Below are 26913 nucleotides of genomic sequence, written 5' to 3' on the forward strand. Positions count from 1 at the left end.
ATGAGTTCTGGTCAACTGGAATTCGAAGAAAGGGAAACCCTGTTTATTGAGGTGATCCTACCCCTTTCTCTGGCGAAAAACTATATATACAGGGTACCTTATGAATTGAATGATCAGGTAGCGATAGGGAAGCGTGTGGTGGTTCAATTCGGAAAAAGCAAGATTTATACGGCACTGATTAAAAGTATCAGTCAGCAGGCACCTGAAATTTATCAGGCGAAATATATCATTGATGTGGTAGATGAACATCCGGTCATTACTACTTCACAGTTGGAGTTCTGGGACTGGATGACGAGCTATTACCTTTGTAATGAGGGTGAGGTGATGTCGGCTGCTTTGCCCGCAGGACTGAAACTGGCCAGTGAAACGATCATCGTTCTGAAAGAGGAATTTCCTCAGGATGGAGAGGTACTCAATCTGAAGCAGGAGACACTGATCAATGCCTTAAAAGTGCATGGTCGTCTTACGATAGATCAGGTATCGGCTTTATTAGGGCAGAAAACCGTATACCCCATCATCAATACTTTACTGGATAAAGAAATGGTTTATATCGCCGAAGAGGTGATTGAAAAGTATAAACCGTTGTTAAAGTCATTCGTTACGCTGCATTCTTTTTATCAGGAAGAGGAAAATTTGAAACAATTGTTCTCTGTACTGGAAAGGGCTCCGAAACAAATGAATGCACTGCTGACTTTTTTAAAGCTATCCAGGCAACAAGGAGTAATTCCGAAGGCACAACTGCTGGAAGAGAGTGATTGTGGGCCAGCGGCGCTGAAAACGTTGATGGATAAGGAAGTTTTTGTGATTGAGAAGAAACCGGTGAGCAGGCTCAAAGACCAGGACGAGGATTTCGTGCTGAACTTTGAACTGAGTGAAAACCAGCAGTTGGCTTTGACACAAATTGAAACTGAATTTGAAAAGAAAGATGTGGTGTTATTACATGGAGTAACTGCTTCAGGTAAAACACAGGTATATATCAGATTGATTGAAAAAGCAATTGAAAACGGTGGACAGGTTTTGTTCCTTTTGCCCGAAATTGCCCTGACTACTCAGATTGTAGAACGTATCCAACGTTATTTCGGGGATGCCATTGGCGTGTATCACTCTAAATTTAACAATAATGAACGGGTAGAAATCTGGAATAAGGTGCTAAATGGTAAGTATCGTATCGTATTAGGTGCCCGATCTGCTGTGTTTTTGCCTTTCCAGAATTTAAAACTGATTGTAATTGATGAAGAGCATGAATCTTCTTACAAGCAGCAGGAACCTGCTCCACGTTATCAGGCGAGGGATGCAGCAGTGTATCTGGCCTGGTTGCATAAGGCAAAGGTCGTGTTAGGGTCGGCAACGCCATCAATTGAAAGTTACTTCAATGCCCTGCATCAGAAATATGGACTGGTCACCATGTCCGAAAGATTTGGCGGTGTAGCATTACCAGTTCAGGAAGTGATCAGTATTTCAGAAGAGACTAAAAAGAAAAAGATGATTTCCTATTTTTCGACCAAACTGGTGGAAGAAATTGAAGAAACATTGAAGTTAAAAGAACAGGTTATCCTGTTTCAAAACAGACGTGGTTATGCGACGATTCTGATCTGTGCAACTTGTGGTTATGCCCCAAAATGTGTGAGCTGTGATGTGAGCCTGACTTACCATAAAACCAGCGGGAAATTACATTGCCATTATTGCGGATACCATCAAAATAGTATCAATGTTTGTCCGGCTTGTGGTTCTGTACATATTGAGCAAAAAGGTTTCGGAACCGAAAGGGTGGAAGAGGAGCTGTCGCTGATCTTCCCTGAGGCGAAAATCGCCAGATTAGATGTAGACAGCACCCGGACTAAAAATGGACTGCAACAAATCATATCCGATTTCCAGGAAAAGAAAACCGATATCCTGATTGGTACCCAGATGGTAGCCAAAGGATTAGATTTTGATAATGTGACTTTAATTGGCGTGATTAATGCGGATACTTTATTGAACTATCCGGATTTCAGAGCTTTTGAAAGAAGCTATCAATTACTGGCTCAGGTGGCTGGTAGAGCCGGAAGGAGGGACAAGCAAGGAAAGGTGATTATTCAGGCATATGATGATAAACACAGGATCATTACACAGGTAATTGACAACAAATACCAGGAAATGTACACGGATGAAATTCGTGAGCGGAGAGAGTTCCAGTATCCACCATTTACCAGGGTTATTTTTGTCAACATCAAGCATAAAGACATGAATCTGCTAAATGTTGCCGCTCAAAAATTCGCGAATGTGCTGAAAGGACATTTGGGAAGTCGTGTACTAGGTCCGGAGCAACCAATGGTAGGCAGAATCAGGAATTATTATATTAAACAAATCATCATTAAAGCCGATAAAAATACGGCCATCACTAAAGTGAAATCGGTATTGAAGGACGTTATTTTGCAATTCCAGGCAGAAAAGGAGTACCGTGGAGCAATTGTTCAGGTGGATGTAGATCCTTATTAGTTTTATTGCGATTGATACTGTGACGATTATAATTTAGCCGTCGATTATGTAAGCGCATTAGTTTTCAAAAACCTATTTTTGAGTAATGGCATATAAGTTTGTAGATAATTACAGGGAGCGGGGAGCGAGAAAGAAATTGGTAGCTCATCTTGAAGGAAGAGGCATCTCAGATAAAAAGGTGCTGGAAGCCATAGGGAAAGTACCGCGTCATTTTTTCTTTGATGAAACTTTCTGGAACCAGGCTTATAAAGATATTGCCTTTCCTATTGGCGATGGTCAAACGATTTCACAACCTTACACGGTAGCTTATCAAAGTGAATTGCTCCACATCAAAAAAGGAGATAAAGTGCTGGAAATTGGTACCGGTTCTGGTTATCAAACCTGTATTTTAATGGAATTGGGTGCCAACGTGTACACGATTGAACGCCAGGAAAGTATTTACCGCCATACCATTCGTGTTTTGCCTGGAATGGGATACAATGCTCATTTTTTCTTAGGCGATGGTTCTAAAGGAATCCCTGAACATGCCAGTTATGATAAGATTATTGTGACGGCCGGTGCCCCATGGGTTCCTGAAGCACTACTAAAGCAATTGAAAATAGGGGGGATACTTGTGATTCCTGTTGGCGATGAAAATATCCAGAAAATGGTTACCGTGATCCGCATAAGCGAAACAGATTACGATAGAATTGAACTGGATACCTTCCGCTTTGTGCCTTTAGTAGGAGATCAGGCCTGGTAAATTAAAGCCAGGTTTCTTATTCCTTCATTGCACGATCCATTTCTCTTTTGGATTCTCTGTCTTTGATGCTATCTCTTTTGTCGAATTCTTTTTTACCCTGTGCCAAAGCAATCTGGATCTTTGCATACCCCCTGTCATTGGTGTAAATCCTTAAAGGAACAATGGTATATCCTTTTTCTTCACTTCTGAACTTTAACTTTTTAAGCTCTTTTTTATGAAGCAGCAAAACTCTGTCGCGCTTAATGTCGTGATGGTGGAAAGAGCTGTGGCTATATTCGGAAATATGTAAGTTTCTAACGTAGAGCACATCACCTATGAACATGCAAAAGGCATCGGACATATTTGCTTTACCCTGTCTGATGGCTTTAATCTCGGTACCCAAGAGGGCTAATCCGGCATTAAATTCCTCTACAATATGGTAATCGAAGTAAGCTCTTTTATTTTTAATTTGAATATCGTTCTTCATTGGTCTCAATTTTCACAAAGCCCGGCAGAGATAAATTCTATGCCGGATTTTATAAGAATACCGCTAATATCCGAAAGAAATAGTGATTTCTGAATTTTATCGGACAATTAATACCGGAATAGTTACTTTATGTCTTACCGAGTTGACAGTAGTTCCCAAAATCAGGTCTTTCAGACCCTGGTGGCCATGAGCGCCCATTACCAATAATTCCAGGTCATTTTGTTTACTGATCTCCACAATTGCCGCTACAGTACCCCCGTAGCCAATGTGAGCGGTAGATTTATAGCCCAGCTCTTTTAGATTTGCCAGGTATTTCTCCAGGTTCTCCGCATCACTCAGGGTTTCTGCATCTAATGCAGCTTCTCCATAATACCTGGCAACAGCAGTTTCTACCACGTGAATCAGGTAATAATGTGCATGTTTTCCACCTTGAGTCAGTGCATGACGGATGGTGTTTCTATCGTTTTTAGAGAAATCAACAGTGATGCCAATACGTGCATATTTGATTTTCTCGACATCCTCGATATCCATTGCATCGCCGTGTGGCGCATTGTGCTGCCCTACTTTCGCTTTGTTTAACAGCGGATAAATGAAAACATATAATAACAATAAGCCAATCAGAATGGCCGCAGGAATCACCAATACATATAAATACCAGCTGTGACTGTTACTCGTCCAGGTACTGATTTCTTCCAGCACCAGTTTCACATTTAGTGCGACAATGACAATAGAACTAACCCACGCCAGGACTTTTACCCATGGTTTGATGGCAAAACCTTTCATCGTTTTTTTATCAGAAGTGAAATGGATCAATGGGATAACCGCAAAGCCGAGTTGTAAACTCAGTACCACCTGACTTAAAATCAGTAAACCACCTAAAGCGTCGTCTCCAAGAATTAAAATGGTAAAGAAAGCAGGGATAATCGCTAGTAAACGGGTGATTAAACGGCGCAACCAGGGCTGGATTCTCAACTTTAAATGGCCCTCCATTACGATTTGTCCGGCAAGAGTACCGGTTATGGTTGAACTTTGTCCGGCAGCAATTAAAGCGATGGCAAATAGCGCAGGAGCCACATCTCCGAAGATGTTTTGTAATAGCCGGTGGGCATCCTGTATCTCCGCAACCTCATGTAAGCCGTTTTTATAGAAGGCTGCTGCGGCAAGGATCAGGATCGCTGCATTAACAAAAAATGCAAGGTTAAGCGCGACTGCAGTATCAATGAAATTGAATTTAATGGCTTCTTTGATACCTTTTTCATCCCGTTCAAACTTCCTGGTTTGCACCAGAGAGGAGTGAAGGTATAGGTTATGTGGCATTACAGTGGCCCCAATGATACCGATAGCAATGTATAAAGCGTCACCTGACAACATGGAAGGCTCAAATCCTTTAACAATTTCTTTTAAATTCGGTTCTACAATAAACATCTCTACGAGAAAGGATACGCCGACGATAAATACCATGGAAACGATAAAAGCCTCCATTTTACGCATGCCTTTATTGAGCAGAAACAATAACAAAACCGTATCAAAAATGGTAAGACTGATTCCCCAGATTAAGGGAAGTCCGAATAAAAGTTGTAAACCAATGGCCATACCAATGATTTCTGCCAGATCGCAGGCGATGATGGCCGTTTGAGCAAGACCGAATAATGGGATGTTGATCCATTTAGGATAACCGTTTCTGGAGGCCTGGGCTAAATCCAATCCTCTAACGATACCTAACCGGGCGCTTAGAGATTGTAATAAAAGGGCAATCAGGTTAGACATTAACAGTATCCAGATCAACTGGTATCCGAATTTACTACCCCCTGCAATATCTGTGGCCCAGTTTCCGGGGTCCATATAACCAACACTCACCAGATAAGCAGGGCCAATGAATGATAAAATACGACGCCAGCCTTTACGCTTGTGGGTGTCTACGGTTTGATTTACTTCGCTTAGAGATTCGGAATGCTTCATGTTAAATTCTGATGAGTATGTGCCTGGCTATTTCCCTGGTTACACTTGTCTTTTTGTTTTCTACAATGATTTCTACTGAGCCATCAAAATCATTGATGGCACTAATGGTTAATGATTTTCCTAACGTAAGTCCTAATTTTTCCAGGTGCTTCAGAAAAGCGGAGGAATGTTCACTCACGCCCATAATCAGTCCTTTATCGTCTTTTTTAAGCTTACTGAGCTTTATAAATGGAACGAAATCGAAATTCCCGTTTTTGTCAGGAATCGGATCGCCATGCGGATCATTTTTTGGGAAAGCCAGGTATTCATCCAAACGTTCTACCAGTTCGGGGGAATTGATGTGTTCCAGCTCTTCTGCAATGTCATGAACTTCATCCCATTTGAAATTTAGTTTTTCCACCAGAAATACTTCCCAAAGGCGGTGTTTTCTGATCACATTGATTGCCGTTTGCCTGCCAAGAGGGGTTAAATGTGCACCCTGATACTTTTTATAGCTGATCAGCTCCTTCTCAGAAAGCTTTCTGAGCATATCAGTAACCGAAGCTGCCTTGGTTTGCATCTTTTCAGCAATCGCATTGGTTTGTACAGCGCCCTCATTGTTCTCCGATAAATGGTAGATGATTTTCAGGTAGTTCTCTTCAGTGAATGATTGCATTTTTGTGTGTCTAACTAAATGTTTAGACAAATCTAAAAAAATAAAGAGAAATAAACTACAATTATTTGTACGATTTTTAGAATAAAATTTGGTGATTTTGCTGTTGATAGTCTACCTTTGACTATATTTTAAACACAGATGGCAGCAGAACTAGATAAAACAGACTTTAAAATACTGAAACTATTACAAGAGAACGGTAGGATTACCAATCTTCTTTTATCCCAGGAAATCGGACTTTCTCCGGCACCAACCTTAGAAAGGGTACGTAAACTGGAAATGTCGGGTTTCATAAAAAGTTACCATGCCTTAGTGGATGAAGAGAAGCTAGGATTAGGAATCAAAACTTTTATCCAGGTTCAATTAGATTTTCATAAGAACAATACCATTCAGATTTTTCTTGACGAAGTGAACCAGATCAAGGAAATTACAGAATGTCACCATGTAACCGGACAAGCAGATTTTCTGTTGAAGGTTTACGTGAACGATATCAAAGCTTATGAACGTTTGATCATGGATAAGATCAGTAAAATCTCCGTGGTGAAAACTTTTCAAACGATGATGATTATGTCTACGACAAAGAAAGAACCTATTGTTCCTTTGGAGTACTAAAATTATTTCTTTAACCTATTCAATTAGGAAAAACAGGGGGGATCCTGTTTTATTCAAAAGGGGTTATGTTCAATGTAGGTTGAATTACCCCTTTTGTTTTTTTAGCTGATTTGCCAGTTGATTGGGCTTTCTCCCTGCATAATCAATTGTGCATTGGTTTTCGAAAATGGCTTACTGCCGAAAAAACCTGTGTATGCAGAGAAAGGAGAGGGGTGTGGCGCAGTAATCACGGTATGCTTACTGGTAGCTATCAAAGCGATTTTCTTTTGCGCATAGGCACCCCAGAGAATGAAAATCAATCCTGTTCTTTTTTCCGATAATTCCGTAATGATCTTATCGGTAAACATTTCCCATCCTCTTTTCTGATGCGAGCCAGCTGTTTTTGCCCTGACGGTTAAGGTCGCATTCAGTAAAAGTACGCCCTGATCTGCCCATTGGGTTAGATCCCCATGGTCAGGCGTCTTAAAACCTTCAATATCTGTGCTCAGTTCTTTATAAATGTTTTTTAAGGAAGGAGGAACTTTTACTCCTTTTTGTACGGAAAAAGATAGACCATGTGCCTGTCCCGGCCCATGATAGGGGTCTTGTCCAAGGATTACCACCTTCACCTGATCGAATGGCGTATGGTTTAATGCATTAAATACATCGCTGCTTTGAGGATAGATCTTGTGTCCCGCTTGTTTTTCTTCCAGTAAAAATGTTTCTAAAGCTTTCAGGTATGGTTTATCAAACTCCGGCTCCAAATGGCTTAGCCAACTTTTATCTATATTCAGTGGTGTATCTATATCAACAAACATATTTTATTTTTTCGCGAAGATACTCAACATATCTTTTTCCAGTGTTTCTACTGGTGATTCTGTGATACGACCCAGCTCTTTTCCTGCTGCAGTAACGATGAATGTAGGCACATGGCTAATGTTCATCCCATCTATGAGTCCGTTTTCAGCTTTCTTGCTGTGGTCTACACAAATCAAGGTAATGTCTGCTTCTTTAATATTTAAAGCATCCAGAATTTTGTAAAAATGAGGAACCTGTAGCTGACTGTCGCCGCACCAGGTTCCCATCACCATCGTGATTTTCTTATCTTTCATCAAAGGTTGAAGGGCGCTCAATGTAGCCTGATCTGGCTGATAAGCCGGATATTCCAGGTCATACCTGTGCTGCGTATCTGGCAGGGCTTGTAAACCCGCCCTGCTGCAAATGTTGATCAATCCGGTGACCTTCCCGGTATCGTCTTTGGTTTTCTTGTTGATTTCTTGTGAACTGGCTGTCATAGCAAATAATAATAGCGTAAAGGTAATTAACTTTTTCATCACAGGTTTGGGTTGGTTTTATAGGTTGATCGGGATACTTATCCTTTTCTTTTGTTGAAATTATAAATTAAATCTGCTTTTTGTGATATAAACACGATATTTGCAAAAAATAATTTAAAAGGAATATGCCAAATATAGTTCGCCTTATTATAGGTTTCGCAGTGTTAGGAGGGGCCATAGCCCTGATGGTTTTCGGTTTATGGGGATGGGGAATATTAGCATTTTTCATCAGTCTTTTAATCCTGGTAACTTACTTCTTCAATGAGAATATGTTACTGGCTCAATGGTATTTGAGAAAAGATAACATGCCTAAATCGGAAGTTTTCTTAAGAAGAATTACTGATTATGAGAAACAATTGATCAGAGCACAACATGGTTATTACAACCTGTTGATCGGTTTAATTGAATCCAGAAAAACACCAATGGCTTCTGAGAAATACTTCAAGAAAGCACTTTCATTGGGAATGACTATGGACCACAATATCGCATTGGCTAAGTTAAGCCTTGCGGGAATTGCAATGGGAAAGAGAAATAAAAGAGAAGCGCAGATGTATCTGGCGGAAGCGAAGAAGGCTGATAAGAATAAATTACTTGCTGACCAGATCAAACAGATGAAAGATCAGATGGGAATGATGGACAGACAACAACAAGTAAGATACAAATAAGAATATTTAAGAATTGAATAAAAAGCCACATGAGAATGTGGCTTTTTATTTTTCACTCAATCTGTCAAAGTTCTCATAATTGCGTTCATTTGATCTGCTGATGATGTCGCCGTCCAGCTCTTCTTTCTTCTTGCTGAAGAACAATTGCTCCGACTGGATCCTCTTGATCAGCTGACGGATTAAAGTCAGGTCGAAGTCTTCTTTGCTGAGCTTAATGCAGTATTCGTTTTCTGTGATTTCTAAACTTGAGCTATACATAATTTTCATGTTTTAAATATGCTCTAAATTAAAAAAGGCCTGCTACAATTTATGTAGCAGGCCTTTAAGTTTATGTTATCAGTTTGTTAAGCAAACCAGGCTTCAACGTCCTCTTTTGAAGGCATCGTTAATTCCAGCTTCAATTTCTTGCGCATTCCTCCTAAGTCGTTAAAAACCTTATTTGGGTTGGCTGCTTTTAATTCTTCAATCGTGTTGATGTTCAGCTTTCTGATTACCGGAACCCATTCTGCCGGGATACCTGCATTAACGAAATCTTCATCAGTAGTTACTTTTGCTTTTTTCTCTGGTCTCATCTGAGGGAAGAATAAAACTTCCTGGATGGTAGACTGGTTGGTCATTAACATCACTAACCTGTCAATACCGATACCTAAACCAGAAGTAGGAGGCATACCATATTCCAATGCGCGAAGAAAATCTTCATCCATTGCCATAGCTTCATCATCACCTCTTTCAGATAGTTTCAATTGCTCTACCAGACGCTCTTTCTGATCGATAGGATCATTCAGCTCAGAGTAAGCATTGGCAATTTCTTTACCGTTTACAAACAGCTCAAATCTTTCTACCAGACCTTCTTTACTTCTGTGCTTTTTAGCCAGAGGAGTCATTTCCAAAGGATAATCTGTAATGTAAGTGGGTTGGATCAGGTTGGCTTCAACTTTCTCACTAAACAACTCATCAATCAGCTTTCCTCTGCCCATAGAATTATCTACTTCGATATTCAGGCTGGTACATACTGCTCTGATCTGGTCTTCCGTCATAGCTGATACATCGATATCAGTATATTTCTGGATAGATTCGTACATGGTCAGTTTTTCATAAGGACCTTCGAAATTGATTTTGTGTTTACCCACTTCAATTTCTGCTTTACCATGAATAGCTACCGTAATTTTTTCCAGACATTCTTCTACCATGGCCATCATCCAGATGTAGTCTTTGTAAGCTACATAGATTTCCATAGCGGTGTACTCCGGGTTATGCGTACGGTCCATACCTTCATTTCTGAACATTTTACCGAATTCATAAACGCCGTCAAAACCAGCTACGATTAACCTTTTCAGGTAAAGCTCATTTGCGATACGCAGGTACAAAGGCATATCCAGGGTGTTGTGGTGTGTCGCAAACGGACGTGCCGCTGCACCACCATGGATAGGCTGAAGAATTGGCGTTTCTACTTCCATCCAACCTTGTTCATCAAAGTAATTTCTCATCGTATTGATGACTTTTGAACGGTTGATGAAAATTTGTTTGAAACCAGGGTTTACGGTAAGATCCACATAACGCTGTCTGTAGCGCATTTCCGGATCAGTAAAACCATCGTAAATATTTCCTTCCTCATCGCGTTTTACCACTGGTAAAGGCTTCAGAGATTTTGATAACAATTTGAACTCCGTAACGTGAACAGAAATCTCTCCGGTCTGGGTAGTGAATACATAGCCTTGTACGCCTATAAAGTCTCCCAGATCCAATAACTTCTTAAATACGGTGTTGTATAAGGTTTTATCCTCATCAGGGCATAGTTCGTCTCTTTTTAAGTAAACTTGTATTCTTCCTGTCGAATCCTGCAATTCTACGAAGGCAGCACTCCCCATAATTCTGCGGGTCATGATACGGCCTGCAATGCTGATGTTCTTATATGCAGTCTTATCTCTTTCGTAGTTAGCTAAAATATCTGCTGCATTGGCATTGATTTCAAATGCTTCAGCAGGGTAGGGATCGATCCCTAATTCACGAAGTTGGTTTAGCGAATTTCTACGCAACAACTCTTGTTCTGATAGTCCTGTACTCATATTTGTGATCTGTCCGGCATCATGCCGGAAAAGGTTTATTTTATGCTGATTTAAATCACAGATTCCTGTGATCTCACAAAAATAGTGATTTGTGATGTTTTTATACGATTAAAGGAGGTATTATATATCACAATTATTATAACAAGTATAACAGTTGTGAAAATTAGCTCCTTTAATCCGCAGACTATGTGCTGAAAGTGGGTTTAATCAACCTCTATTTCTTCCGTATACATCTCGTCGATGCTGGCGGCGTACTTGTTTTCAATGACTTTTCTTTTCGCTTTCATGGTAGGCGTAAGCTCACCATCTTCAATTGTAAAAGGGTTTCTTTTGATCTTGAAATTCTTGATGCGCTCAAATTTAGCCAGCTCATTAGAGAGTTTTTTGATGTCTTTAGCCATCCAGTCTACAATCTCTTTATCTTCAATAAACAGTTGAGGCTGTTGAAAAAAGGCTTCTGAAAGCTTGAATTCTTCCTGTAAGGTTTCTCTATTTGGGATAATGATGGCGGTTAAATACTCTCTTTTATCACCAATCAGGAACAACTGCTCAATTTTAGGGCTTTTCAGATAAATGTTTTCTACCGGAGTAGGGTATACGTTTTTACCATAAGCATTGACAATCATGTTTTTTAAACGATCGGTGATCTGTAGGTTTCCTTTATAGAACCTGCCAATATCACCGGTATGGAACCAGTTGTCTTTATCTATCGCTTCGGCAGTTTCGGCAGGCTTATTAAAATAGCCCTGCATCACGCAATGTCCGCGGACAATAATTTCCCCTTCTGCGCATTCAAAATCCTCCTGAAAGGTTTCATGGGTTTGAATATTGATGATTTCTTTGGTTTCTACGTTTTGAATTCCGATTTCAATACCCGGGATTACACGACCAACTGTACCATAGACTTGTCGGTCATATTCCGTTACCGCCATTACCGGTGAGGTTTCCGTCAGGCCAAAACCTTCCAGAACTTTAATACCCAGGTTCCCGAAGAACTCACCCACATTTTTAGGCAAAGCTGCACCACCAGATAACATGAATTTTAAACGGCCACCGGTCTTCTCCTTGATTTTGCTGAATACGAGTTTTTCTGCAACCGCTTTTTTAGCCGACAAAATCAGTCCTGGTTTTCTGCCGGCTTCTTTCTCATTACGGTATTCCTGGCCGATATCTAAAGCCCAAAGGAAGATTTTTGATTTTAACCCTCCACCGGCAGTTCCGCTTTTAATGGCTTTATCATGGATTCTTTCCAATAAACGGGGCACACAGCTCATCACTGTTGGTTTGATCTCTGCCATGTTTTTTGCCAGCAGTTCCAGACTTTGAGCATAGGCAATTTTACAGCCCTGGGCACAGCAGACATGATAAGTTGCTGTTCGCTCAAACACGTGAGATAAGGGAAGGAAAGATAAAAAGGTTTCAGTTTCGTCGATAATAGGGATTTGCTGCAAACACACTTTCACGTTTTGTACAAAGTTGTTGTGCGACAAGACCACACCTTTCGGCGTGCCCGTAGTACCTGATGTATAAATCAGGGAGGAAGTATCGGAGGGACGTAAGGTTTCACGAATGCGTGTAATTTCTGCGCGTCTTTCCTCGCTTACCGGAGTTTCCAGTAAAGTAGAGAAAGGGATCACTTCTGCTTTCATTCCTTCCGGCAGGGCTATCTTTTGATAATCTGCGAAAACCGGAATGATGTATTGCAGGTTTCTACAGTTTTCCGCTATTTTGGTTACTTTTTTATATAGAAAAGGATTGCCAATCAGAATCGCTTTAATTCCTGAATCATTGATGATATAAGTAACTTCCTGTTCCGATAGCGTAGGGTAGATAGAGACGTTAATGGCACCAATCTGCTGGATACCCTGATCATAATAAACATAGTCGGGCGAATTCTCGATCATTAAACCCATCCGGTCTCCTTTTACAATTCCCTTATCCAGAAAAAATGAAGCTACCGCATCTGCACGTTGCAGTGTTGTTTCAAAAGAGATTTCTTCCCAGTCTGCATTCTTCTTATGAATGAGAAAAGTCTCTGTTGGTTTATGGATGTTTTCTACCACATTTCTCAAGAGGCCGGGAACGGTAGAAAACTCATTAAATGATACCATGTTATAATATTTTGTTTGATTGGAGGAACAATGATAAACTTTTCTTTGGAAAGAAAAAATCAGTTACATGAAAAAAGGGCACTGATGTGCCCTTTTAAATCAATAAGGTGTATTAGTTAAACAGAGAAACTCTCGCCACAACCGCAGGAACGACTTGCGTTAGGGTTATGGAAATTGAATCCTTTTCCGTTTAGACCATCTGAAAAGTCAAGCTCAGTACCGGCAAGATAAAGGAAGGATTTCATATCTAATGCAATCCTGATACCTCTGTCTTCGAAAAACTGGTCTCCGGTTTTCTCTTCGTTATCAAAATCTAAATTGTATGATAAACCAGAGCAACCTCCGCCTTTTACAGAGACGCGCAAAAAATAAGTATCATCCATCTGCGCATCTTGCATCAGGTGATCAATTTTGCTTTTCGCTTTATCGGTTATCGTAATCATCGGTTTAAAAATTAAAGTTTAGCATAGCAAAACAAATTGCCTGCCAAACTAAGATTGAAATTAGTGATGAGATTTAGGCATTGCAATTGGTTCCATACCGTTTTTAACGCGGTAATCGTTGATTGCAGATTTGATCGCATCTTCAGCCAATACTGAACAGTGAATTTTTACCGGCGGTAAAGCCAATTCTTCCACGATGTCCATATTGTCGATGGTCAAAGCCTCATCTACAGTTTTTCCTTTTAACCATTCTGTAGCTAAAGAAGAAGAAGCAATTGCAGATCCGCAACCAAAGGTTTTGAATTTTGCATCAGTGATCACATTGTTGTCATCAACTTCAATCTGTAGGCGCATAACGTCACCGCACTCAGGTGCACCAACTAATCCTGTTCCTACATTCTTGCTATCTTTATTTAAAGTACCAACATTTCTAGGGTTGGTATAGTGTTCCATTACTTTTTCTGAGTATGCCATTTTGTTTTCCTCCAAATCTCCGTTTCCGGGGATTGTATTTAAATATTGTTTGTTAAGGGTTGAAGCTTAGTGCTCAGCCCATTCAATTTTACTTAAGTCAATTCCTTCTTTAAACATTTCCCAAAGTGGAGAAAGTTCTCTTAAGTGATTAACTGCTGCCTTAGTGTGCTCAATAGCGAAATCAATTTCTTCTTCAGTCGTGAAACGACCCAATCCGAAACGGATAGAAGAGTGTGCTAAATCATCAGAAAGACCTAAGCTTTTCAATACATAAGAAGGTTCTAATGAAGCGGAAGTACAAGCAGATCCTGAAGATACAGCAAGGTCTTTCATCGACATCATTAAGCCTTCACCCTCTACATATTTAAAGGAGATATTGGCAACATGTGGCAAACGGTGTTCAGTGTTACCATTCACGTAACTTTCTTCCATTTGAGATAAAGCGCCTTCTAATTTATCTCTTAAAGCAGATAAACGTTTTGCTTCTTCATCCATTTCCAAACGGCAAAGTTCACATGCTTTACCCAAACCTACGATACCAGGTACATTTAATGTTCCTGAACGCATACCGCGCTCATGACCACCACCATCGATCTGTGCAGTTACTTTAACCCTTGGGTTTTTACGGCGTACATATAATGCACCAACACCTTTAGGTCCGTACATTTTATGTGCTGAAAATGCCATTAAGTCAATACCATCAGCATTTACATCTACAGGAATCTTTCCTACAGCTTGTGTTGCATCAGTCATGAATAATGCACCATATTTATGTGCAATAGCAGAAATTTCTTTGATTGGCTGAATTACACCGATCTCATTATTACCATACATGATGGTAACTAAGATAGTTTGTTCAGTCATTGCAGCTTCAAGCTCCTGAAGATCGATTAAACCATCTTCTTTCACTTGCAGGTAAGTTACTTTTGCACCTAATTTCTCCAGGTGTTTACAAGCATCTAATACTGCTTTGTGCTCAGTAGTTGCGGTAATGATATGATTACCCTTGTCCTGATACATTTCATAAACTCCTTTGATACCTAAATTGTCTGCTTCTGTAGCACCTGAAGTAAAGATGATTTCTTTATCAGTACAGCCAATTAGTTTCGCCACTTGTTCACGAGCGTAGTCAACACCTTCTTCTGCCACCCATCCAAAAGCATGGTTACGGCTGGCAGCGTTACCAAATTTGTTGGTGAAATATGGTAGCATCGCTTCTAATACCCTTGGGTCAAGGGGAGTAGTTGCATTGTTATCTAAGTAAATAGGAAGTTCCATCGTATGTAATTATTCTTAATAATAGACAAATGTACGAAAAAAGAATGCCAACAATTATAAATAATAGCTATGACGGTATAGGTAAAACCCGCATTTTTACATTTTTCTAACCGTTTACCCAGATATGAGGAAAATTGAACACATCGGAATCGCTGTAAAAGACCTGGATTTGTCCTGTGATCTTTATGAGAAATTATTGAATACCACTTGCTATAAAAGAGAAGAGGTCGTTTCTGAAGGGGTGCATACGGCATTTTTTCAAACCGGAGCCAATAAAATTGAGCTGTTGTCTGCCAGTCGCCCGGATAGCCCGATTGCAAAGTTCCTGGAGAAAAAAGGAGAGGGCATTCACCACATCGCTTTTGATGTAGAAGATATCCTGGCGGAGATGGAACGCTTAAAAAACGAAGGATTTGTGTTGCTGAATGAGCAACCTAAGTTAGGTGCCGACAATAAACTGGTTTGTTTTCTTCATCCGAAAAGCACGAATGGCGTATTGGTAGAGTTGTGTCAGGAAATTAAAACCATATAATGGAAGATTCAAAAGCATTAAGTATTATCGTCAGCAAAGATTTTGAAGTCGAAGAAATCTGGTCGGAAACAGAGATTAAGGAGCGATTGGTCCAGGCTTTTGCCTATCTGCTCGACAATGACATCTCCAAAATGATGAACATCTTGTACCGTGCCGATGTAGATGAAGAGAAATTGAAAAGCCTTTTAATCAGTAATTCGGAACTTCCTTCGGCTGAAGTCATTGCTGAGGCCTATTTGAGGCGGCAAAAAGAGAAAATAGAGACTAGAAAAAAGTATAGTAGATAATTTTTCAAGACTTCCTTGCTAATGAAAAATAATTTTAGGATATTTGCAACCTTAAAAATAAGCGAGAAATAAGGAAATAATAATATAAAAGCATCATGAAAAAAGATCTGCATCCATCAAACTATAGATTTGTAGTATTTAAAGATATGTCAAATGAGTACTCTTTCTTAACCAAATCTTGTGTAGATACTAAAGAGTCTGTTACATGGGAAGATGGTAACGAATATCCTCTATACAAATTAGAGATTTCTCATACTTCACACCCTTTCTATACTGGTAAAATGAAATTAGTAGATACAGCTGGTCGTATCGATAAATTTAAAACTCGTTACGCTAAGAAGTAATTCTACCAAAAAAGTAATTATTTTAAAGTCCCGGTGCTATTGCTTCGGGACTTTTTTTATTTTTGTTGCTTATGACAATCAATTTATTTGATGATAATGCCTGGGCATCCCTGCGTCCGCTATCTTTCACAAGACCGGTTGCCGACCTCCGTGTGGGTATACTTACCATAGCTCAAAAATGGGAACGGCATCTACATGCTACTGCCGGTTTCCTGACCAACCCTTATCTATCTGTTAAATTCCCTGCACAGCCAACGGCTAGCTTATCGATCAATGGATCGGTATGTCCGGATGAAGGCCTGCTGGAAGCAATAGACCGTTTGCGCGATGGAGAAGCTTTGAAACAACAGGACTTGCTGATTGCTTACCGTGCAACGGCCACCGGGATGCTTCCCGAACAGGCAGCAGCACTCAAGCCGGTGGCTTATGAAGCAGCGCTGATCCGGATTTTCTATCCGGAAGATATTTTTAAAAACAACGATGTAGAGCTGAGAAAAGACTTTAGTTTATTGACAAAAGGTCGTTCTTCCACAATATTGAGCAGCACCAACGTTATACTTGGAGAAGAAATCTTTGTAGAAGAAGGTGGCGGGGCAGAATGTGCCACGTTAAACAGCTTAAGCGGACCGGTCTATATTGGCAAAAACAGCCAGATATGGGAGGGAGCACACATCCGTGGATCCTTTGCACTTTGTAATGATTCGCAAGTCAAGATGGGGGCTAAAATCTACGGACAAACTACGGTGGGCCCTTTTAGCAGGGTTGGCGGAGAGATCAATAACGCCGTGATCTGGGGCTATTCCTCTAAAGGTCATGAAGGTTACCTCGGTAATTCCGTGTTAGGGCAATGGTGTAATATTGGGGCAGATACCAATAATTCTAACCTTAAAAATAACTACGCTGATGTGAAAATCTGGGACTATTCGATGGCTGGTCTTCGCGAAACAGGGATGCTGTTTTGCGGAATGATCATGGCTGATCATGCGAAATGCGGGATCAATACCATGTTCAATACCGGATCTGTAGTCGGGGTAGGAGCCAATATTTTTGGTGCCGGATTCCCAAAAACATTCCTTCCTGATTTTTCATGGGGCGGTGCTCAGGGCTTTGAAACTTATCGCCTTGACAAAATGTTTGAAACGGCTGAACAGGTTTTTAAGCGTAGAAACCTGCCTTTTGATGAGGTAGAAAGAAATATCTTAGCCGCTGTGTTTGAATTGACTAAGTCATACAGAAGTTAATAATCATTAAAAAAACAGCAGAATTGAAGCCTTTATCTTAGCTTCATGGCGCTAAAACAATAAAAATATGACCAGAAAAAAAATCGTTGCCGGAAATTGGAAAATGAATTTAGACTATGCCGAAGGGGTATCTTTATTCTCAGAAATCGTAAATATGGTAAGAGATGAGAAAAAAGGTGACCAGATCGCCATCATCTGCGCTCCATTCATTCATTTAAACAGTTTGGCACAATTAGGTGGTGAAACCGTTAAAATTGGTGCTCAAAACTGTCACCAAAACGAAAGCGGCGCTTATACAGGAGAGACTTCTGCAAAGATGATCAAATCTGTAGGTTGCGAATATGTGATCATCGGACACTCAGAAAGACGTCAGTATTTCGCTGAAACGGATGAGTTATTGGCTGAAAAAACAGTAATTGCTTTACAAAACGACCTTACGCCACTTTTCTGTATTGGTGAAACATTAGACGAAAGAAATAACGGAAGTTATTTTGATGTGTTGAAATCTCAGTTAGTGCATGGTGTTTTTGGTTTGGAAGCTGCTGATTTTTCTAAAATAGTGATCGCTTACGAACCAGTCTGGGCAATTGGAACAGGTTTAACTGCTTCTTCTGAGCAGGCACAGGAAGTTCATGCTTTTATCCGTGCAGAAATCACTACTAAATACGGTATTGACATCGCAGAAGGCACAAGTATCCTTTACGGTGGTAGCTGTAACCCTAAAAATGCAGCAGAATTATTCGCTCAACCGGATATTGATGGTGGACTAATTGGTGGTGCTTCCCTTAAATCAAGAGACTTTACTGACATCGTTAAAACTTTCAATTCTTAATGCAATACATCAAGGTAATATTCAGCTTTACAGCGATAGAAGAATATCAGCAGGATTTGCTGATCAGTGATTTGGCGGAGATTGGCTTTAATACATTTGAAGATACCGAAAATGGCTTTGCAGCATTTATTGACCTGGACAGTTACGCTTTAGAAAACCTGACCGCAGTACTGGAAGGGTATAAAGAGGAACTGGAAATCGCATACACCGTTACAGAGATTGCTGCGGAGAACTGGAATGAGGAGTGGGAGAAGAATTTCGAACCCCTTATTATCGACGGGCAGTGCTATGTAAGGGCAACATTCCATCAGCCGCAACCACAGTATCAATATGAGATTGTGATTGATCCTAAGATGGCATTTGGTACCGGTCACCATCAAACTACGACCATGATGATGCAATACATCCTTTCTACAGACGTTCAGGGAAAATCAATCCTTGATATGGGCTGTGGTACAGGTATTCTTGCAATCTTAGCGGCTAAAAAAGGCGCTGCATCACTGGTAGCGATAGACAATGATGATGTGTGTTACCTGAGTACCTTAGAAAACTCGGAGTTGAATGGCATTACCAACTTAACTGCCGCCTGCGGTGGTAAAGAGACCATTCCTCAACAAACTTTCGACATCATTCTGGCAAACATCAACAGAAACATTCTGCTGGATCAGATTCCTACCTACAATGGAGTTCTGGCCTCAGGAGGAAGTATCTTCTTCAGTGGATTCTATGAAACTCCTGATCTGGATATGATTAAAACAGCCTGTGAAGCTTTGCAGATCAGGTATGTAGATCATAAGAAAATAGGAGAATGGGTTGCTGCTCAGTTTAAAAAAGATTAATACCGCTTCGGCGGTATTTTTTTATACCTTATTTTATCATTGACATATGCGCATACATTTTATAGCTATTGGCGGTAGTGCCATGCACAACCTGGCCATTGCCTTACATAAAAAAGGCTATCAGGTAACGGGTTCTGATGATCTTATTTTTGAACCTTCTGCAAGCCGGTTGGCCAGGCATGACATTCTGCCGGAAGAAATGGGCTGGGATCCCGGGCGGATTACACCGGATTTAGATGCCGTAATTTTAGGGATGCATGCGCTGCTGGACAATCCTGAGTTGCTGAAAGCACAGGAACTGGGCCTTAAAATCTATTCTTACCCTGAATATATCTATGAGCAAACCAAAGATAAACTTCGGGTAGTCATTGGTGGCAGTCATGGCAAGACCACCATTACTTCCATGATCCTTCATGTACTAAATTATTACAACCGTGATTTTGATTACCTGGTGGGTGCTCAGCTGGCCGGATTTGATACTATGGTGAAAGTTACGGATGAAGCACCACTGATCATTATCGAGGGGGATGAATATCTTGCTTCCCCAATAGACAGGCGACCGAAATTTCATTTATATAAAGCGAATATTGCGGTAATTAGCGGAATTGCCTGGGATCACATCAATGTTTTCCCGACTTTCGAAGATTATACCCGCCAGTTTGAACTATTTATAGATACCATTCAACCGGAAGGAAAATTGATTTATTGTACTGCTGATGACGACTTAAATCAACTGGTAGATAAATCTACAGCTAATGTACAGAAAACAGGATACGGCATTCCTCCGCATGAGGTAAAAGACGGTGTAACTTATCTTTTACCTGAGCATACTGTTTTAAATGTCTTTGGAAATCATAACCTGATGAACCTCAATGCCGCCCGCCTGGTTTGTGAGGCTTTAGGCTTGACAAATGAACAGTTTAATGACGCGATTTCTTCCTTTACAGGTGCAGCAAAAAGACTGGAAGTACTGCTCAAAAAGGACCATACAAATGTGTATAAGGACTTTGCACACTCTCCATCTAAGTTAAAGGCAACCATAGAGGCTGTGAAAACTCAGTTTACGGAAAGGAAACTGGTTGCGTGTATAGAGTTACATACATTTAGCAGTTTGAATAAAGAATTTTTAGCACAATATGCAGATACAATGAAACAAGCTGACCGTTCAATTGTATACATAGATGAAGCTACTTTTACTCATAAAAAGATTAAACCTTTTAGCAAATTGGATGTGCAAAATGCGTTTAAATGTAATGAATTACAGTTTTTTAATAATTCTGACGAATTAAATGATTACTTATTGAGTATCAATTTTAATCACACAAATTTATTATTAATGAGCTCCGGGAATTTTGGTGGTTTGGATTTGGTGAAATTGGCACGTGAGTTGACTACCAATTAACATAAAGTACAAACTAGAATAATACACCTAAATTTATCACATGAATATCATTGGAAAAAACATTAGACAATTACGCCAGAAGAATGGCTGGAGCCAAGGGGAAGTGGCTAAACGTCTAAATATTTCAATTCCTGCCTTTTCAAAAATTGAAACGGGTATTACAGATATTAATATCTCCAGATTAGAGCAAATTGCTAACCTATTTCAGGTATCGACTATGGACATCATCTCTAAAGAAGGCGAAAATCCTCAATCCCTTAATTTTGAAGAAATTAATGCCCTCAAAGAAAAACTTTCTTTGAGAGAAGAAGAGATCATCAAACTTCAGAAGAAGGTGATCGATCTTTACGAAGAGATCCGCGAAAGATAGACAGCCCCTTAAAATATTTTACGTAGCGTCAGGTGTCGTTTGCCAAAAGTGGCACCTGTTGCTTCATGTAAAGAGAGCATCTTATCATTAAAGTCGCCTACCCAACTCAATTCCAGCTCATCGTATTGATCTAAGGGCAATACATATTCCTTCAGTTTAATAAAGAGCGCCGATTCCAATCCATGTTTCTGGAATACCTGCTTTGTACCCATTACAATCGCACGCATTCTGTTAACGCCAACCCAGCGTTTGTAGAGGAACATTAACTTTTCTATTAAACCCAGTTTTCCGTTAAAACTTTTGATCAATTGATTCGCATCAGGGATAATCACCACAAAAGATGCCGGTTCTCCATTGATATAGGCAAACCAGATCAGCTTTTCATCCATAATGGTTTCCATCTTTTTGAAACTTTCCAGTAAAGTCTCTTTTTTAATGGGTACAAACTTTTCAAAATCCTGCCAGCCATCGTTGTAGATCTCCATCAGGTCCTGCACATACTTCTCTGAATTCTTCTTAGAGAAATGCTCAAAAGTATAACCAGGCTTATTGGCTACCCAGTTGGCAATTTTAGTAAAACGCTCAGGGAAAGGTTTTCTAACATTAAGGTGATTGGTGATTTGTTCATAACTGGTCTCAAATCCGTAGTTTTTGAAAAAACCATGATAATATGCATGATGATAATTCATGCCGTAAGAAGGCGGCGTAAAGCCCTCTACGAGTAAACCCCAGAAAGAATCATTCTCCCCGAAATTGACCGGCCCATCCATGGCTTCCATTCCTTGTTCCTGCAGCCAGATTTTAGCCGTATCAAAAAGGAGGAATGCAGCTTTCTGATCATCAATGCATTCGAAAAAACCCATGCCACCCGTAGGTTGGTCATACTGATAAGCTTTTTTGTCATTGATAAAGGCAGCTACCCTTCCAATCGTTTGCCCTGCGGCATCTTTCAGGATCCAGCGGGTACATTTTCCATGGTTAAAGAAGGTATTCTTTTTAGCATCAAATATCTGTTCAATATCTTGATCCAGCGGACAAATCCAGTTGGGGTCATCTTTGTAAAGAAAGCGGGCCACATTTAAAAATTCTTTTTTTGTCTTTGAATCGGATACGGGTATAATCTGCATGTATGCTGGGCTGAATTAAAATAAAAAGCATCCCTATAGGGGATGCTTAGAGAAATAGTATGTGTTGTTGTTTAATAATCGTCGTCATCGTCGTCACTGAAATTGTCGAAGCCATCCAGGTCGTCTAAAGGCAGGTCAAAGTCGTCTTCATCTTCTTGATACGACTTCTTGTTGCCGGTTTCTTCGCTTGAATCTTCGATGTCAGTTTCAGGGTCAACTAATGGACTTTTGCTGGTAGGTTTTTTTGGTGTTTTCATTACAAAAAAATAAATTCAGTAAGGTTTGTATTGATAGTATAAAATTACAAAAAATCTTTATAAATATAAACAACAGTGTTTATTTGATTTTTTGGTGCATCAAAATTAGTATAAAAAACTTTTATAGTCAGCGTATTTTTGAAAAAAAAAGATGGCATAACCGCGTTACTTTGCAGTATAATTTATGTTGAAATCAGGATATGAATGCCGGGAGATTTCTCATTATTTGATAAATGAAGGTAAGGATAAATACTTTAGCGATCTTTGAAAAATTCAATTGGATAATGCGGTTTGCAGGGAGTCCGGACCGGACTGCCGGATTCGCTGGAAAAGAATGGAATCAAGCCCTTAAAAAGGGTAAACCCTACGTTTAAAAAATGAGAATTAAGTTTATAATCTGTTACTCATCATCAGGAGCTTACTGAATATGGGTGTTGTTCCTACAGAGGGAGGAGCGCTTAAAAAAACAAAGCAAAAAAAAAATGGTAAAGTTTGAGGCTTTACCATTTTTTAACACACAAATGAAACCTGAATTGAGATATAGTTTTAGGTTAGGTAAAATATCTTTGATCAATTCTATAAGAACGCTTTTTACAAACTATGTTTGTTTTTAATATCTATAACAAGTTTAGTGCTAATTTGGATACCAATAATTTTAACTTAGTAAGTGGTACTTATAATTGAGTAAACGGTAATTTAGGTGTATAAAGGGATAGAAATCGATACAAAAGTACCAGACAACCCGGTTTGCTGTACACTGATCTGTATCGGATTTGCTTCTACCTGATTTAATAAATGGATACGTTCTTTAGTCAGGTCCATCCCTTTACTCTGGTGTTCTCCTTTTTTCTCTCTCAAAGAGTTTTCAATGCCTACGCCATCGTCAATAATTTTAATGATGAGGTGATCGGGCCCCTGAAGGTCAATCAGGATGTCTATTTTACCACCTTCTTCTTTGGGCATAATGCCATGCCATATCGCATTTTCAATAAAAGGCTGGAGAATCATAGAAGGAATCATCGTTTCTTCCTTATCAATTGCCGGACTCACCCGGATCTGATAAATCAGCTTATCGCCAAATCTTTTCTTCTCCAGACTCAGGTACAATTCCAGATAATCAAGTTCCTCTTCCAGCGTAATGAAACTCCGGGTACAAATCTCCAGGTTTTTTCTAATCAGCTTAGCAAAGCCTGTTAGCACCTTATTGGCAGAATTGGTGTCCTTGGTATTGATGTAGTGCTGAATGGAATTCATCACATTAAACACGAAATGTGGGTTCATCATGGCTTGCAAAGCACGTTGCTCCAGCATGAGGATCTTGTTCTTCAACAGCAATTGTTCCTGTTCTTTGTTTTTTTGCCGGCGTGTTACCACTACAGCCAACTTATAAAAAGCAAGGCCCGCCACTGAAAATACCAGTACGAGGAACCAGGTGGTCTGCCAGAAATAAGCTTTAAGTACAAAGCTTACGGTAACCGGGGTACTCCAGTCGCTGTTATTGGATTTTGCACTCAGTTCAAAAACATAAGCGCCGGGCTCCAGCGTGGAGAACTCAATCCTGCGACTTCTGGTTTCTGTCCAGGGGGCATCATGTTTCAGTCGATAGCGGTATAAGATGTTTTTATTTTGAAAATCAATGGCACTATAGAAAAATGTAATGCTGTTGTTAGAAGGCTCCAGTATATGATCCGGATGGTTCATGCCCAGCTTATTCTTGTTATTGACCACCGAAGTAATGTATACTTTTGGCGCCTCATTTTTATTGATGGAGTGATTGACATCAAAATAGACCAGACCACTGTTAGTCGCAAAATAGGCGTTCTTTTCTCCTATAAACAAGCAATTTACGTCATCTGTCAGTAGGGAGTTGGTAAAGCCAAAAGATTCTACAACAGCCTTGTCGTTTTTAAAATCAATCTTATTGATGCCATTATTCGTCACTACCCAGGTCTCATCATTCTTTACAAACAATCTTTTACAAATGTTATCTGCCAGACCATCTTCCTGCGTGATGACCTTTAAGATACGGCCATTCCTCATGAAAATCAGTCCGTTGCCATCCGTTGCCAATACAAGCGTATGGTCTGAAAGCTCCTGAATATCATTGATCCTTTTCGTTAAAAGTGGTTGTTTAACATAATAATTGGACAATATTCCTTTAGAAAATTGCGATAGCCCATTCACATTGGAGAACCAGAGATGCTGTGCCTGGTCATAAAATACCCGGTAAGAACGGTTGTTAAAGAAATCTTCCCCTTGTTTAAAAGATAAGGAGGTGAATTCAAACCGGCGCTCCCGGTCAGGAATTATCACCACACCAGAAGAAAGCGCCAGTGCAAGGTTTTTTCCCGAAGCAATGCTAAAGCTTTTGATGACAAACATGGAATTATTGGTCTCTTTCAGGAAATCAATCTGACGGTTGTCCTGATAAATGTCGTTGATCCTGCCCAGACCATAATCTGAAGCAAAATAAATGGCATGATTCAGAGAGTCAAAAGCGAGCTGTTTGATGGTGTTATATTTCTTTTGATCTGGCAATGCGATCTTTTGAATCTGACCATTTTTAAGGTTCAGCGTATTGATCTTTGCTTCGTCAAGGCCTAGCCAGAGTCTGTTGCGATCGTCCCTGGTAATGCTTTTCACCACATCGCTGCTCAGTCCGTTGGCTTTGTTGACCACATAAAGACGTTCATTTTCCTGTGGCAACATATAAATCCCGTTAGTGGTGGTAAACCACATATTGCCTTTGGCATCCTTAATGGCCTGACTGGCGGAGATATTTTCCAGGAAGCGTTTGGTTTTTCCGTCTGCTTCCACATGGTAGATTCCTGAGGCATTACTGATCCAGAGATCCGGCTTTTGATCGGTATAAAAATAACCAGGGTCATTGTTCAGGATATCCGGACTGATCTTTATCTTCAAAACCTCCTGATTGCCCTTTCTGATGTTCAGCCCCTTTTGATCAAGATAGGCGAGGGTTTTATCAGGTAAATTGAGTGCAGTTTTATAAGATAAGGGTAAACGCTGATGGGGAACCACCTTGAAGGTGTTGTTTTCCATGACGCGGACAGAGGTATTGCTGATGGCCCAGATCTTTCCTTTCTCATCTTCATGGATAAAGGCATTGATGAACTGGCGGTCATGGTCGGCAGAAATGTATTTTCTGATCGACTTTCCATTGTACATGACCAGCATGTTTTTATTCGTTCCCAGCCATATTCTCCCCTTACTATCCTGGAAAAAAGAAACGATAACGGCATTGACTTTTAAGAGCTTTAACAGCTTGTTGTTCGTTTCATTATAGATCTTGCCGTTTAAAAAATAACTGAGCTGACCATTTAAAGCCAGGAACCATATTTTTCCACTCTTATCTTCCTTTAATTGCAGGATTTGATTGTCGGGTAAACCATCATTAACGGAGAATGTCTCTACAACTTTCCCGTCAAACCGGCTGACGCCTGCATCGGTAGCAATCCAGATATAGCCTTTGCTATCCTGCATCGTATAAAAGCAATTGTTGCTGGGTAAGCCACTCTTGGTATCAAGGTGTTGCAGGTAGGTGCTTTGAGAAAAGACCACCTGGCTGCTGATCAGGCAGAGCATAAAAGGAATGATCCACTTAACGATCCCTTTTGTATTAAGATTTATCACTTTCAATTCTGATATACGATTTAACTTTTTCCGCAAAATCACTCGCGCGCCTTCTCGAAACGGCGATCTTTTCCCCGTTTTTCAAAAGAACTTCCACACCATTTTTCGAATTATACTCTTTTAAATAGTTCAGGTTAACAATACTCGATTTATGAATGCGCACAAATTGCTGCTCAGGAAGTATCTCTTCATATTCCTTTAAAACTTTTGAAACGGTAATTTTTTCCTTGTTGGCGAGGTGAAAAATAGAATAATTGCTGTCTGCTTCAATATGAATAATATCGTTGATATCTATTAAAGAATAGCCCTGGCCATTCGGAAGGCTGATTTTTCTGATTTCTGACCGGTCTGAAAGATTGGCTGCCAGATTTTGTAAACTGTCATTCCTGTTGTGTTCCTTTTTATTCAGGGCAATGAATTTCCCCGCTTTTTCTACCGCTAGTTTTAACTCATCAATATCAATAGGTTTCAAAAGATAATCCAGGGCATTGGCTTTAATCGCCCTTAGTGCATACTGATCGTAAGCAGTAGTAAAAATGACATGGGCGTTGTGTTGTTGGGCCAGAGGGATGAGTTCAAACCCATTTTCGCCAGGCATGGCAATATCCAGAAATATCAAATCGACCTGGTGATTGCTCATCAACAGCCTTGCTTCAGCTACTGATTTTGCAATCCCCACGATATGAATGCGCTCGCAATTTTCCTGAAGCAGGAAATAAAGAGAGGAGCGGGCAAATTCTTCATCATCAACAATAATCGTGTTCAGCACTGC

27 protein-coding genes are annotated in these 26913 nt (G+C 40.0%); 12 read left to right on the top strand and 15 right to left on the bottom strand.

What is annotated here, in order from left to right; genetic code table 11:
- Both priA and OQX61_RS12825 read left to right on the top strand, forming a co-directional pair.
- Complete coding sequence (gene priA, locus OQX61_RS12820; RefSeq protein ID WP_265842103.1) at positions 1-2478, top strand: primosomal protein N'; 2478 nt, start codon at positions 1-3, stop codon at positions 2476-2478.
- 85 nt (positions 2479-2563) lie between these two features.
- Positions 2564-3220: a protein-L-isoaspartate(D-aspartate) O-methyltransferase gene (locus tag OQX61_RS12825; RefSeq protein WP_265842104.1), complete on the top strand. Its 657-nt coding sequence runs from the start codon at positions 2564-2566 to the stop codon at positions 3218-3220.
- Positions 3221-3236: 16 nt separating this feature from the next.
- On the opposite strand, the gene smpB is transcribed toward OQX61_RS12825, so the two are convergent.
- The 3 genes from smpB to OQX61_RS12840 all read right to left on the bottom strand — a co-directional run bounded on the left by smpB (position 3237) and on the right by OQX61_RS12840 (position 6300).
- A complete protein-coding gene (gene smpB / locus OQX61_RS12830; protein ID WP_182961031.1) occupies positions 3237-3686 on the bottom strand; it encodes an SsrA-binding protein SmpB in 450 nt (149 codons plus the stop codon).
- A 96-nt stretch (positions 3687-3782) separates the two neighbouring features.
- Entirely contained in the window at positions 3783-5645 is a 1863-nt protein-coding gene (locus OQX61_RS12835; protein WP_265842105.1) for an Nramp family divalent metal transporter, read from the bottom strand.
- A gap of 1 nt (position 5646) precedes the next feature.
- A complete protein-coding gene (locus OQX61_RS12840; protein ID WP_265842106.1) occupies positions 5647-6300 on the bottom strand; it encodes a metal-dependent transcriptional regulator in 654 nt (217 codons plus the stop codon).
- Positions 6301-6438: 138 nt separating this feature from the next.
- Here OQX61_RS12840 and OQX61_RS12845 point away from each other — a divergent pair, with 138 nt between their 5' ends.
- On the top strand, positions 6439-6909 hold the full coding sequence (locus tag OQX61_RS12845) for an Lrp/AsnC family transcriptional regulator (protein WP_048906633.1): 471 nt from the start codon (positions 6439-6441) through the stop codon (positions 6907-6909).
- 101 nt (positions 6910-7010) lie between these two features.
- Here OQX61_RS12845 and ung read toward each other — a convergent pair whose 3' ends face one another.
- A complete protein-coding gene (ung, locus tag OQX61_RS12850) occupies positions 7011-7706 on the bottom strand; it encodes a uracil-DNA glycosylase (RefSeq protein WP_265842107.1) in 696 nt (231 codons plus the stop codon).
- Positions 7707-7709: 3 nt separating this feature from the next.
- The gene (locus OQX61_RS12855) at positions 7710-8222 is read right to left on the bottom strand and encodes a thioredoxin family protein (protein WP_265842108.1); all 513 of its coding nucleotides are present in this window, start codon (positions 8220-8222) and stop codon (positions 7710-7712) included.
- Between the two features lie 125 nt (positions 8223-8347).
- Between OQX61_RS12855 and OQX61_RS12860 the strand changes: the two genes are divergently transcribed.
- The gene (locus tag OQX61_RS12860; protein ID WP_265842109.1) at positions 8348-8887 is read left to right on the top strand and encodes a DUF2892 domain-containing protein; all 540 of its coding nucleotides are present in this window, start codon (positions 8348-8350) and stop codon (positions 8885-8887) included.
- A 45-nt stretch (positions 8888-8932) separates the two neighbouring features.
- On the opposite strand, the gene OQX61_RS12865 is transcribed toward OQX61_RS12860, so the two are convergent.
- From OQX61_RS12865 to OQX61_RS12890, 6 genes are all read right to left on the bottom strand, one after another.
- Positions 8933-9145, bottom strand: coding sequence for a hypothetical protein (locus tag OQX61_RS12865; RefSeq protein ID WP_265842110.1), 213 nt, complete (start codon positions 9143-9145; stop codon positions 8933-8935).
- A gap of 86 nt (positions 9146-9231) precedes the next feature.
- A complete protein-coding gene (gene lysS / locus OQX61_RS12870; protein ID WP_265842111.1) occupies positions 9232-10953 on the bottom strand; it encodes a lysine--tRNA ligase in 1722 nt (573 codons plus the stop codon).
- Positions 10954-11156: 203 nt separating this feature from the next.
- A complete protein-coding gene (locus OQX61_RS12875; RefSeq protein ID WP_265842112.1) occupies positions 11157-13064 on the bottom strand; it encodes a long-chain fatty acid--CoA ligase in 1908 nt (635 codons plus the stop codon).
- A 116-nt stretch (positions 13065-13180) separates the two neighbouring features.
- Positions 13181-13507, bottom strand: coding sequence for an iron-sulfur cluster assembly accessory protein (locus OQX61_RS12880; RefSeq protein WP_062549731.1), 327 nt, complete (start codon positions 13505-13507; stop codon positions 13181-13183).
- A 60-nt stretch (positions 13508-13567) separates the two neighbouring features.
- Positions 13568-13981, bottom strand: a complete 414-nt coding sequence (iscU, locus tag OQX61_RS12885) for a Fe-S cluster assembly scaffold IscU (protein ID WP_062549730.1) — start codon at positions 13979-13981, stop codon at positions 13568-13570.
- A 66-nt stretch (positions 13982-14047) separates the two neighbouring features.
- Positions 14048-15259 (bottom strand): IscS subfamily cysteine desulfurase, encoded by a 1212-nt coding sequence (locus tag OQX61_RS12890; protein WP_265842113.1) that lies wholly within the window; start codon positions 15257-15259, stop codon positions 14048-14050.
- Between the two features lie 124 nt (positions 15260-15383).
- Here OQX61_RS12890 and mce point away from each other — a divergent pair, with 124 nt between their 5' ends.
- From mce to OQX61_RS12930, 8 genes are all read left to right on the top strand, one after another.
- A complete protein-coding gene (mce, locus tag OQX61_RS12895) occupies positions 15384-15791 on the top strand; it encodes a methylmalonyl-CoA epimerase (protein ID WP_265842114.1) in 408 nt (135 codons plus the stop codon).
- Entirely contained in the window at positions 15791-16078 is a 288-nt protein-coding gene (locus tag OQX61_RS12900) for a hypothetical protein (RefSeq protein ID WP_265842115.1), read from the top strand. Before mce ends, OQX61_RS12900 begins: the two co-directional genes overlap by 1 nt.
- A 95-nt stretch (positions 16079-16173) precedes the next feature.
- Positions 16174-16422 carry a type B 50S ribosomal protein L31 gene (locus tag OQX61_RS12905; RefSeq protein ID WP_265842116.1) on the top strand — a complete coding sequence of 83 codons (249 nt, stop codon included), beginning with the start codon at positions 16174-16176 and terminating at the stop codon, positions 16420-16422.
- A gap of 71 nt (positions 16423-16493) precedes the next feature.
- Positions 16494-17663 (top strand): putative sugar nucleotidyl transferase, encoded by a 1170-nt coding sequence (locus OQX61_RS12910; RefSeq protein ID WP_265842117.1) that lies wholly within the window; start codon positions 16494-16496, stop codon positions 17661-17663.
- A 67-nt stretch (positions 17664-17730) separates the two neighbouring features.
- Positions 17731-18495 (top strand): triose-phosphate isomerase, encoded by a 765-nt coding sequence (gene tpiA, locus OQX61_RS12915; RefSeq protein ID WP_265842118.1) that lies wholly within the window; start codon positions 17731-17733, stop codon positions 18493-18495.
- Positions 18495-19334: a 50S ribosomal protein L11 methyltransferase gene (gene prmA, locus OQX61_RS12920; RefSeq protein WP_265842119.1), complete on the top strand. Its 840-nt coding sequence runs from the start codon at positions 18495-18497 to the stop codon at positions 19332-19334. Before tpiA ends, prmA begins: the two co-directional genes overlap by 1 nt.
- Before the next feature lie 46 nt (positions 19335-19380).
- Positions 19381-20736 carry a Mur ligase family protein gene (locus OQX61_RS12925; protein ID WP_265842120.1) on the top strand — a complete coding sequence of 452 codons (1356 nt, stop codon included), beginning with the start codon at positions 19381-19383 and terminating at the stop codon, positions 20734-20736.
- Between the two features lie 40 nt (positions 20737-20776).
- Complete coding sequence (locus OQX61_RS12930; protein WP_265842122.1) at positions 20777-21106, top strand: helix-turn-helix transcriptional regulator; 330 nt, start codon at positions 20777-20779, stop codon at positions 21104-21106.
- A gap of 8 nt (positions 21107-21114) precedes the next feature.
- Here OQX61_RS12930 and OQX61_RS12935 read toward each other — a convergent pair whose 3' ends face one another.
- The 4 genes from OQX61_RS12935 to OQX61_RS12950 form a co-directional block, all read right to left on the bottom strand.
- The gene (locus OQX61_RS12935) at positions 21115-22233 is read right to left on the bottom strand and encodes a GNAT family N-acetyltransferase (protein WP_265842123.1); all 1119 of its coding nucleotides are present in this window, start codon (positions 22231-22233) and stop codon (positions 21115-21117) included.
- 71 nt (positions 22234-22304) lie between these two features.
- Positions 22305-22490: a hypothetical protein gene (locus OQX61_RS12940; protein WP_265842124.1), complete on the bottom strand. Its 186-nt coding sequence runs from the start codon at positions 22488-22490 to the stop codon at positions 22305-22307.
- 696 nt (positions 22491-23186) lie between these two features.
- Positions 23187-26141 carry a two-component regulator propeller domain-containing protein gene (locus OQX61_RS12945; protein ID WP_265842159.1) on the bottom strand — a complete coding sequence of 985 codons (2955 nt, stop codon included), beginning with the start codon at positions 26139-26141 and terminating at the stop codon, positions 23187-23189.
- Complete coding sequence (locus OQX61_RS12950) at positions 26128-26910, bottom strand: LytTR family DNA-binding domain-containing protein (RefSeq protein WP_265842125.1); 783 nt, start codon at positions 26908-26910, stop codon at positions 26128-26130. Before OQX61_RS12950 ends, OQX61_RS12945 begins: the two co-directional genes overlap by 14 nt.
- Between the last annotated feature and the right edge of the window lie 3 nt (positions 26911-26913).

Source organism: Pedobacter sp. PLR, from assembly GCF_026239675.1.
Classification (GTDB): Bacteria; Bacteroidota; Bacteroidia; order Sphingobacteriales; family Sphingobacteriaceae; genus Pedobacter.

What these genes read in the sequence shown, in the direction of transcription:
- priA (WP_265842103.1), top strand. Translation starts at nt 1, where the DNA reads ATGAGTTCTGGTCAACTGGAATTCGAAGAAAGGGAAACCCTGTTTATT.
- OQX61_RS12825 (WP_265842104.1), top strand. Translation starts at nt 2,564, where the DNA reads ATGGCATATAAGTTTGTAGATAATTACAGGGAGCGGGGAGCGAGAAAG.
- smpB (WP_182961031.1), bottom strand. Translation starts at nt 3,686, where the DNA reads ATGAAGAACGATATTCAAATTAAAAATAAAAGAGCTTACTTCGATTAC.
- OQX61_RS12835 (WP_265842105.1), bottom strand. Translation starts at nt 5,645, where the DNA reads ATGAAGCATTCCGAATCTCTAAGCGAAGTAAATCAAACCGTAGACACC.
- OQX61_RS12840 (WP_265842106.1), bottom strand. Translation starts at nt 6,300, where the DNA reads ATGCAATCATTCACTGAAGAGAACTACCTGAAAATCATCTACCATTTA.
- OQX61_RS12845 (WP_048906633.1), top strand. Translation starts at nt 6,439, where the DNA reads ATGGCAGCAGAACTAGATAAAACAGACTTTAAAATACTGAAACTATTA.
- ung (WP_265842107.1), bottom strand. Translation starts at nt 7,706, where the DNA reads ATGTTTGTTGATATAGATACACCACTGAATATAGATAAAAGTTGGCTA.
- OQX61_RS12855 (WP_265842108.1), bottom strand. Translation starts at nt 8,222, where the DNA reads ATGAAAAAGTTAATTACCTTTACGCTATTATTATTTGCTATGACAGCC.
- OQX61_RS12860 (WP_265842109.1), top strand. Translation starts at nt 8,348, where the DNA reads ATGCCAAATATAGTTCGCCTTATTATAGGTTTCGCAGTGTTAGGAGGG.
- OQX61_RS12865 (WP_265842110.1), bottom strand. Translation starts at nt 9,145, where the DNA reads ATGTATAGCTCAAGTTTAGAAATCACAGAAAACGAATACTGCATTAAG.
- lysS (WP_265842111.1), bottom strand. Translation starts at nt 10,953, where the DNA reads ATGAGTACAGGACTATCAGAACAAGAGTTGTTGCGTAGAAATTCGCTA.
- OQX61_RS12875 (WP_265842112.1), bottom strand. Translation starts at nt 13,064, where the DNA reads ATGGTATCATTTAATGAGTTTTCTACCGTTCCCGGCCTCTTGAGAAAT.
- OQX61_RS12880 (WP_062549731.1), bottom strand. Translation starts at nt 13,507, where the DNA reads ATGATTACGATAACCGATAAAGCGAAAAGCAAAATTGATCACCTGATG.
- iscU (WP_062549730.1), bottom strand. Translation starts at nt 13,981, where the DNA reads ATGGCATACTCAGAAAAAGTAATGGAACACTATACCAACCCTAGAAAT.
- OQX61_RS12890 (WP_265842113.1), bottom strand. Translation starts at nt 15,259, where the DNA reads ATGGAACTTCCTATTTACTTAGATAACAATGCAACTACTCCCCTTGAC.
- mce (WP_265842114.1), top strand. Translation starts at nt 15,384, where the DNA reads ATGAGGAAAATTGAACACATCGGAATCGCTGTAAAAGACCTGGATTTG.
- OQX61_RS12900 (WP_265842115.1), top strand. Translation starts at nt 15,791, where the DNA reads ATGGAAGATTCAAAAGCATTAAGTATTATCGTCAGCAAAGATTTTGAA.
- OQX61_RS12905 (WP_265842116.1), top strand. Translation starts at nt 16,174, where the DNA reads ATGAAAAAAGATCTGCATCCATCAAACTATAGATTTGTAGTATTTAAA.
- OQX61_RS12910 (WP_265842117.1), top strand. Translation starts at nt 16,494, where the DNA reads ATGACAATCAATTTATTTGATGATAATGCCTGGGCATCCCTGCGTCCG.
- tpiA (WP_265842118.1), top strand. Translation starts at nt 17,731, where the DNA reads ATGACCAGAAAAAAAATCGTTGCCGGAAATTGGAAAATGAATTTAGAC.
- prmA (WP_265842119.1), top strand. Translation starts at nt 18,495, where the DNA reads ATGCAATACATCAAGGTAATATTCAGCTTTACAGCGATAGAAGAATAT.
- OQX61_RS12925 (WP_265842120.1), top strand. Translation starts at nt 19,381, where the DNA reads ATGCGCATACATTTTATAGCTATTGGCGGTAGTGCCATGCACAACCTG.
- OQX61_RS12930 (WP_265842122.1), top strand. Translation starts at nt 20,777, where the DNA reads ATGAATATCATTGGAAAAAACATTAGACAATTACGCCAGAAGAATGGC.
- OQX61_RS12935 (WP_265842123.1), bottom strand. Translation starts at nt 22,233, where the DNA reads ATGCAGATTATACCCGTATCCGATTCAAAGACAAAAAAAGAATTTTTA.
- OQX61_RS12940 (WP_265842124.1), bottom strand. Translation starts at nt 22,490, where the DNA reads ATGAAAACACCAAAAAAACCTACCAGCAAAAGTCCATTAGTTGACCCT.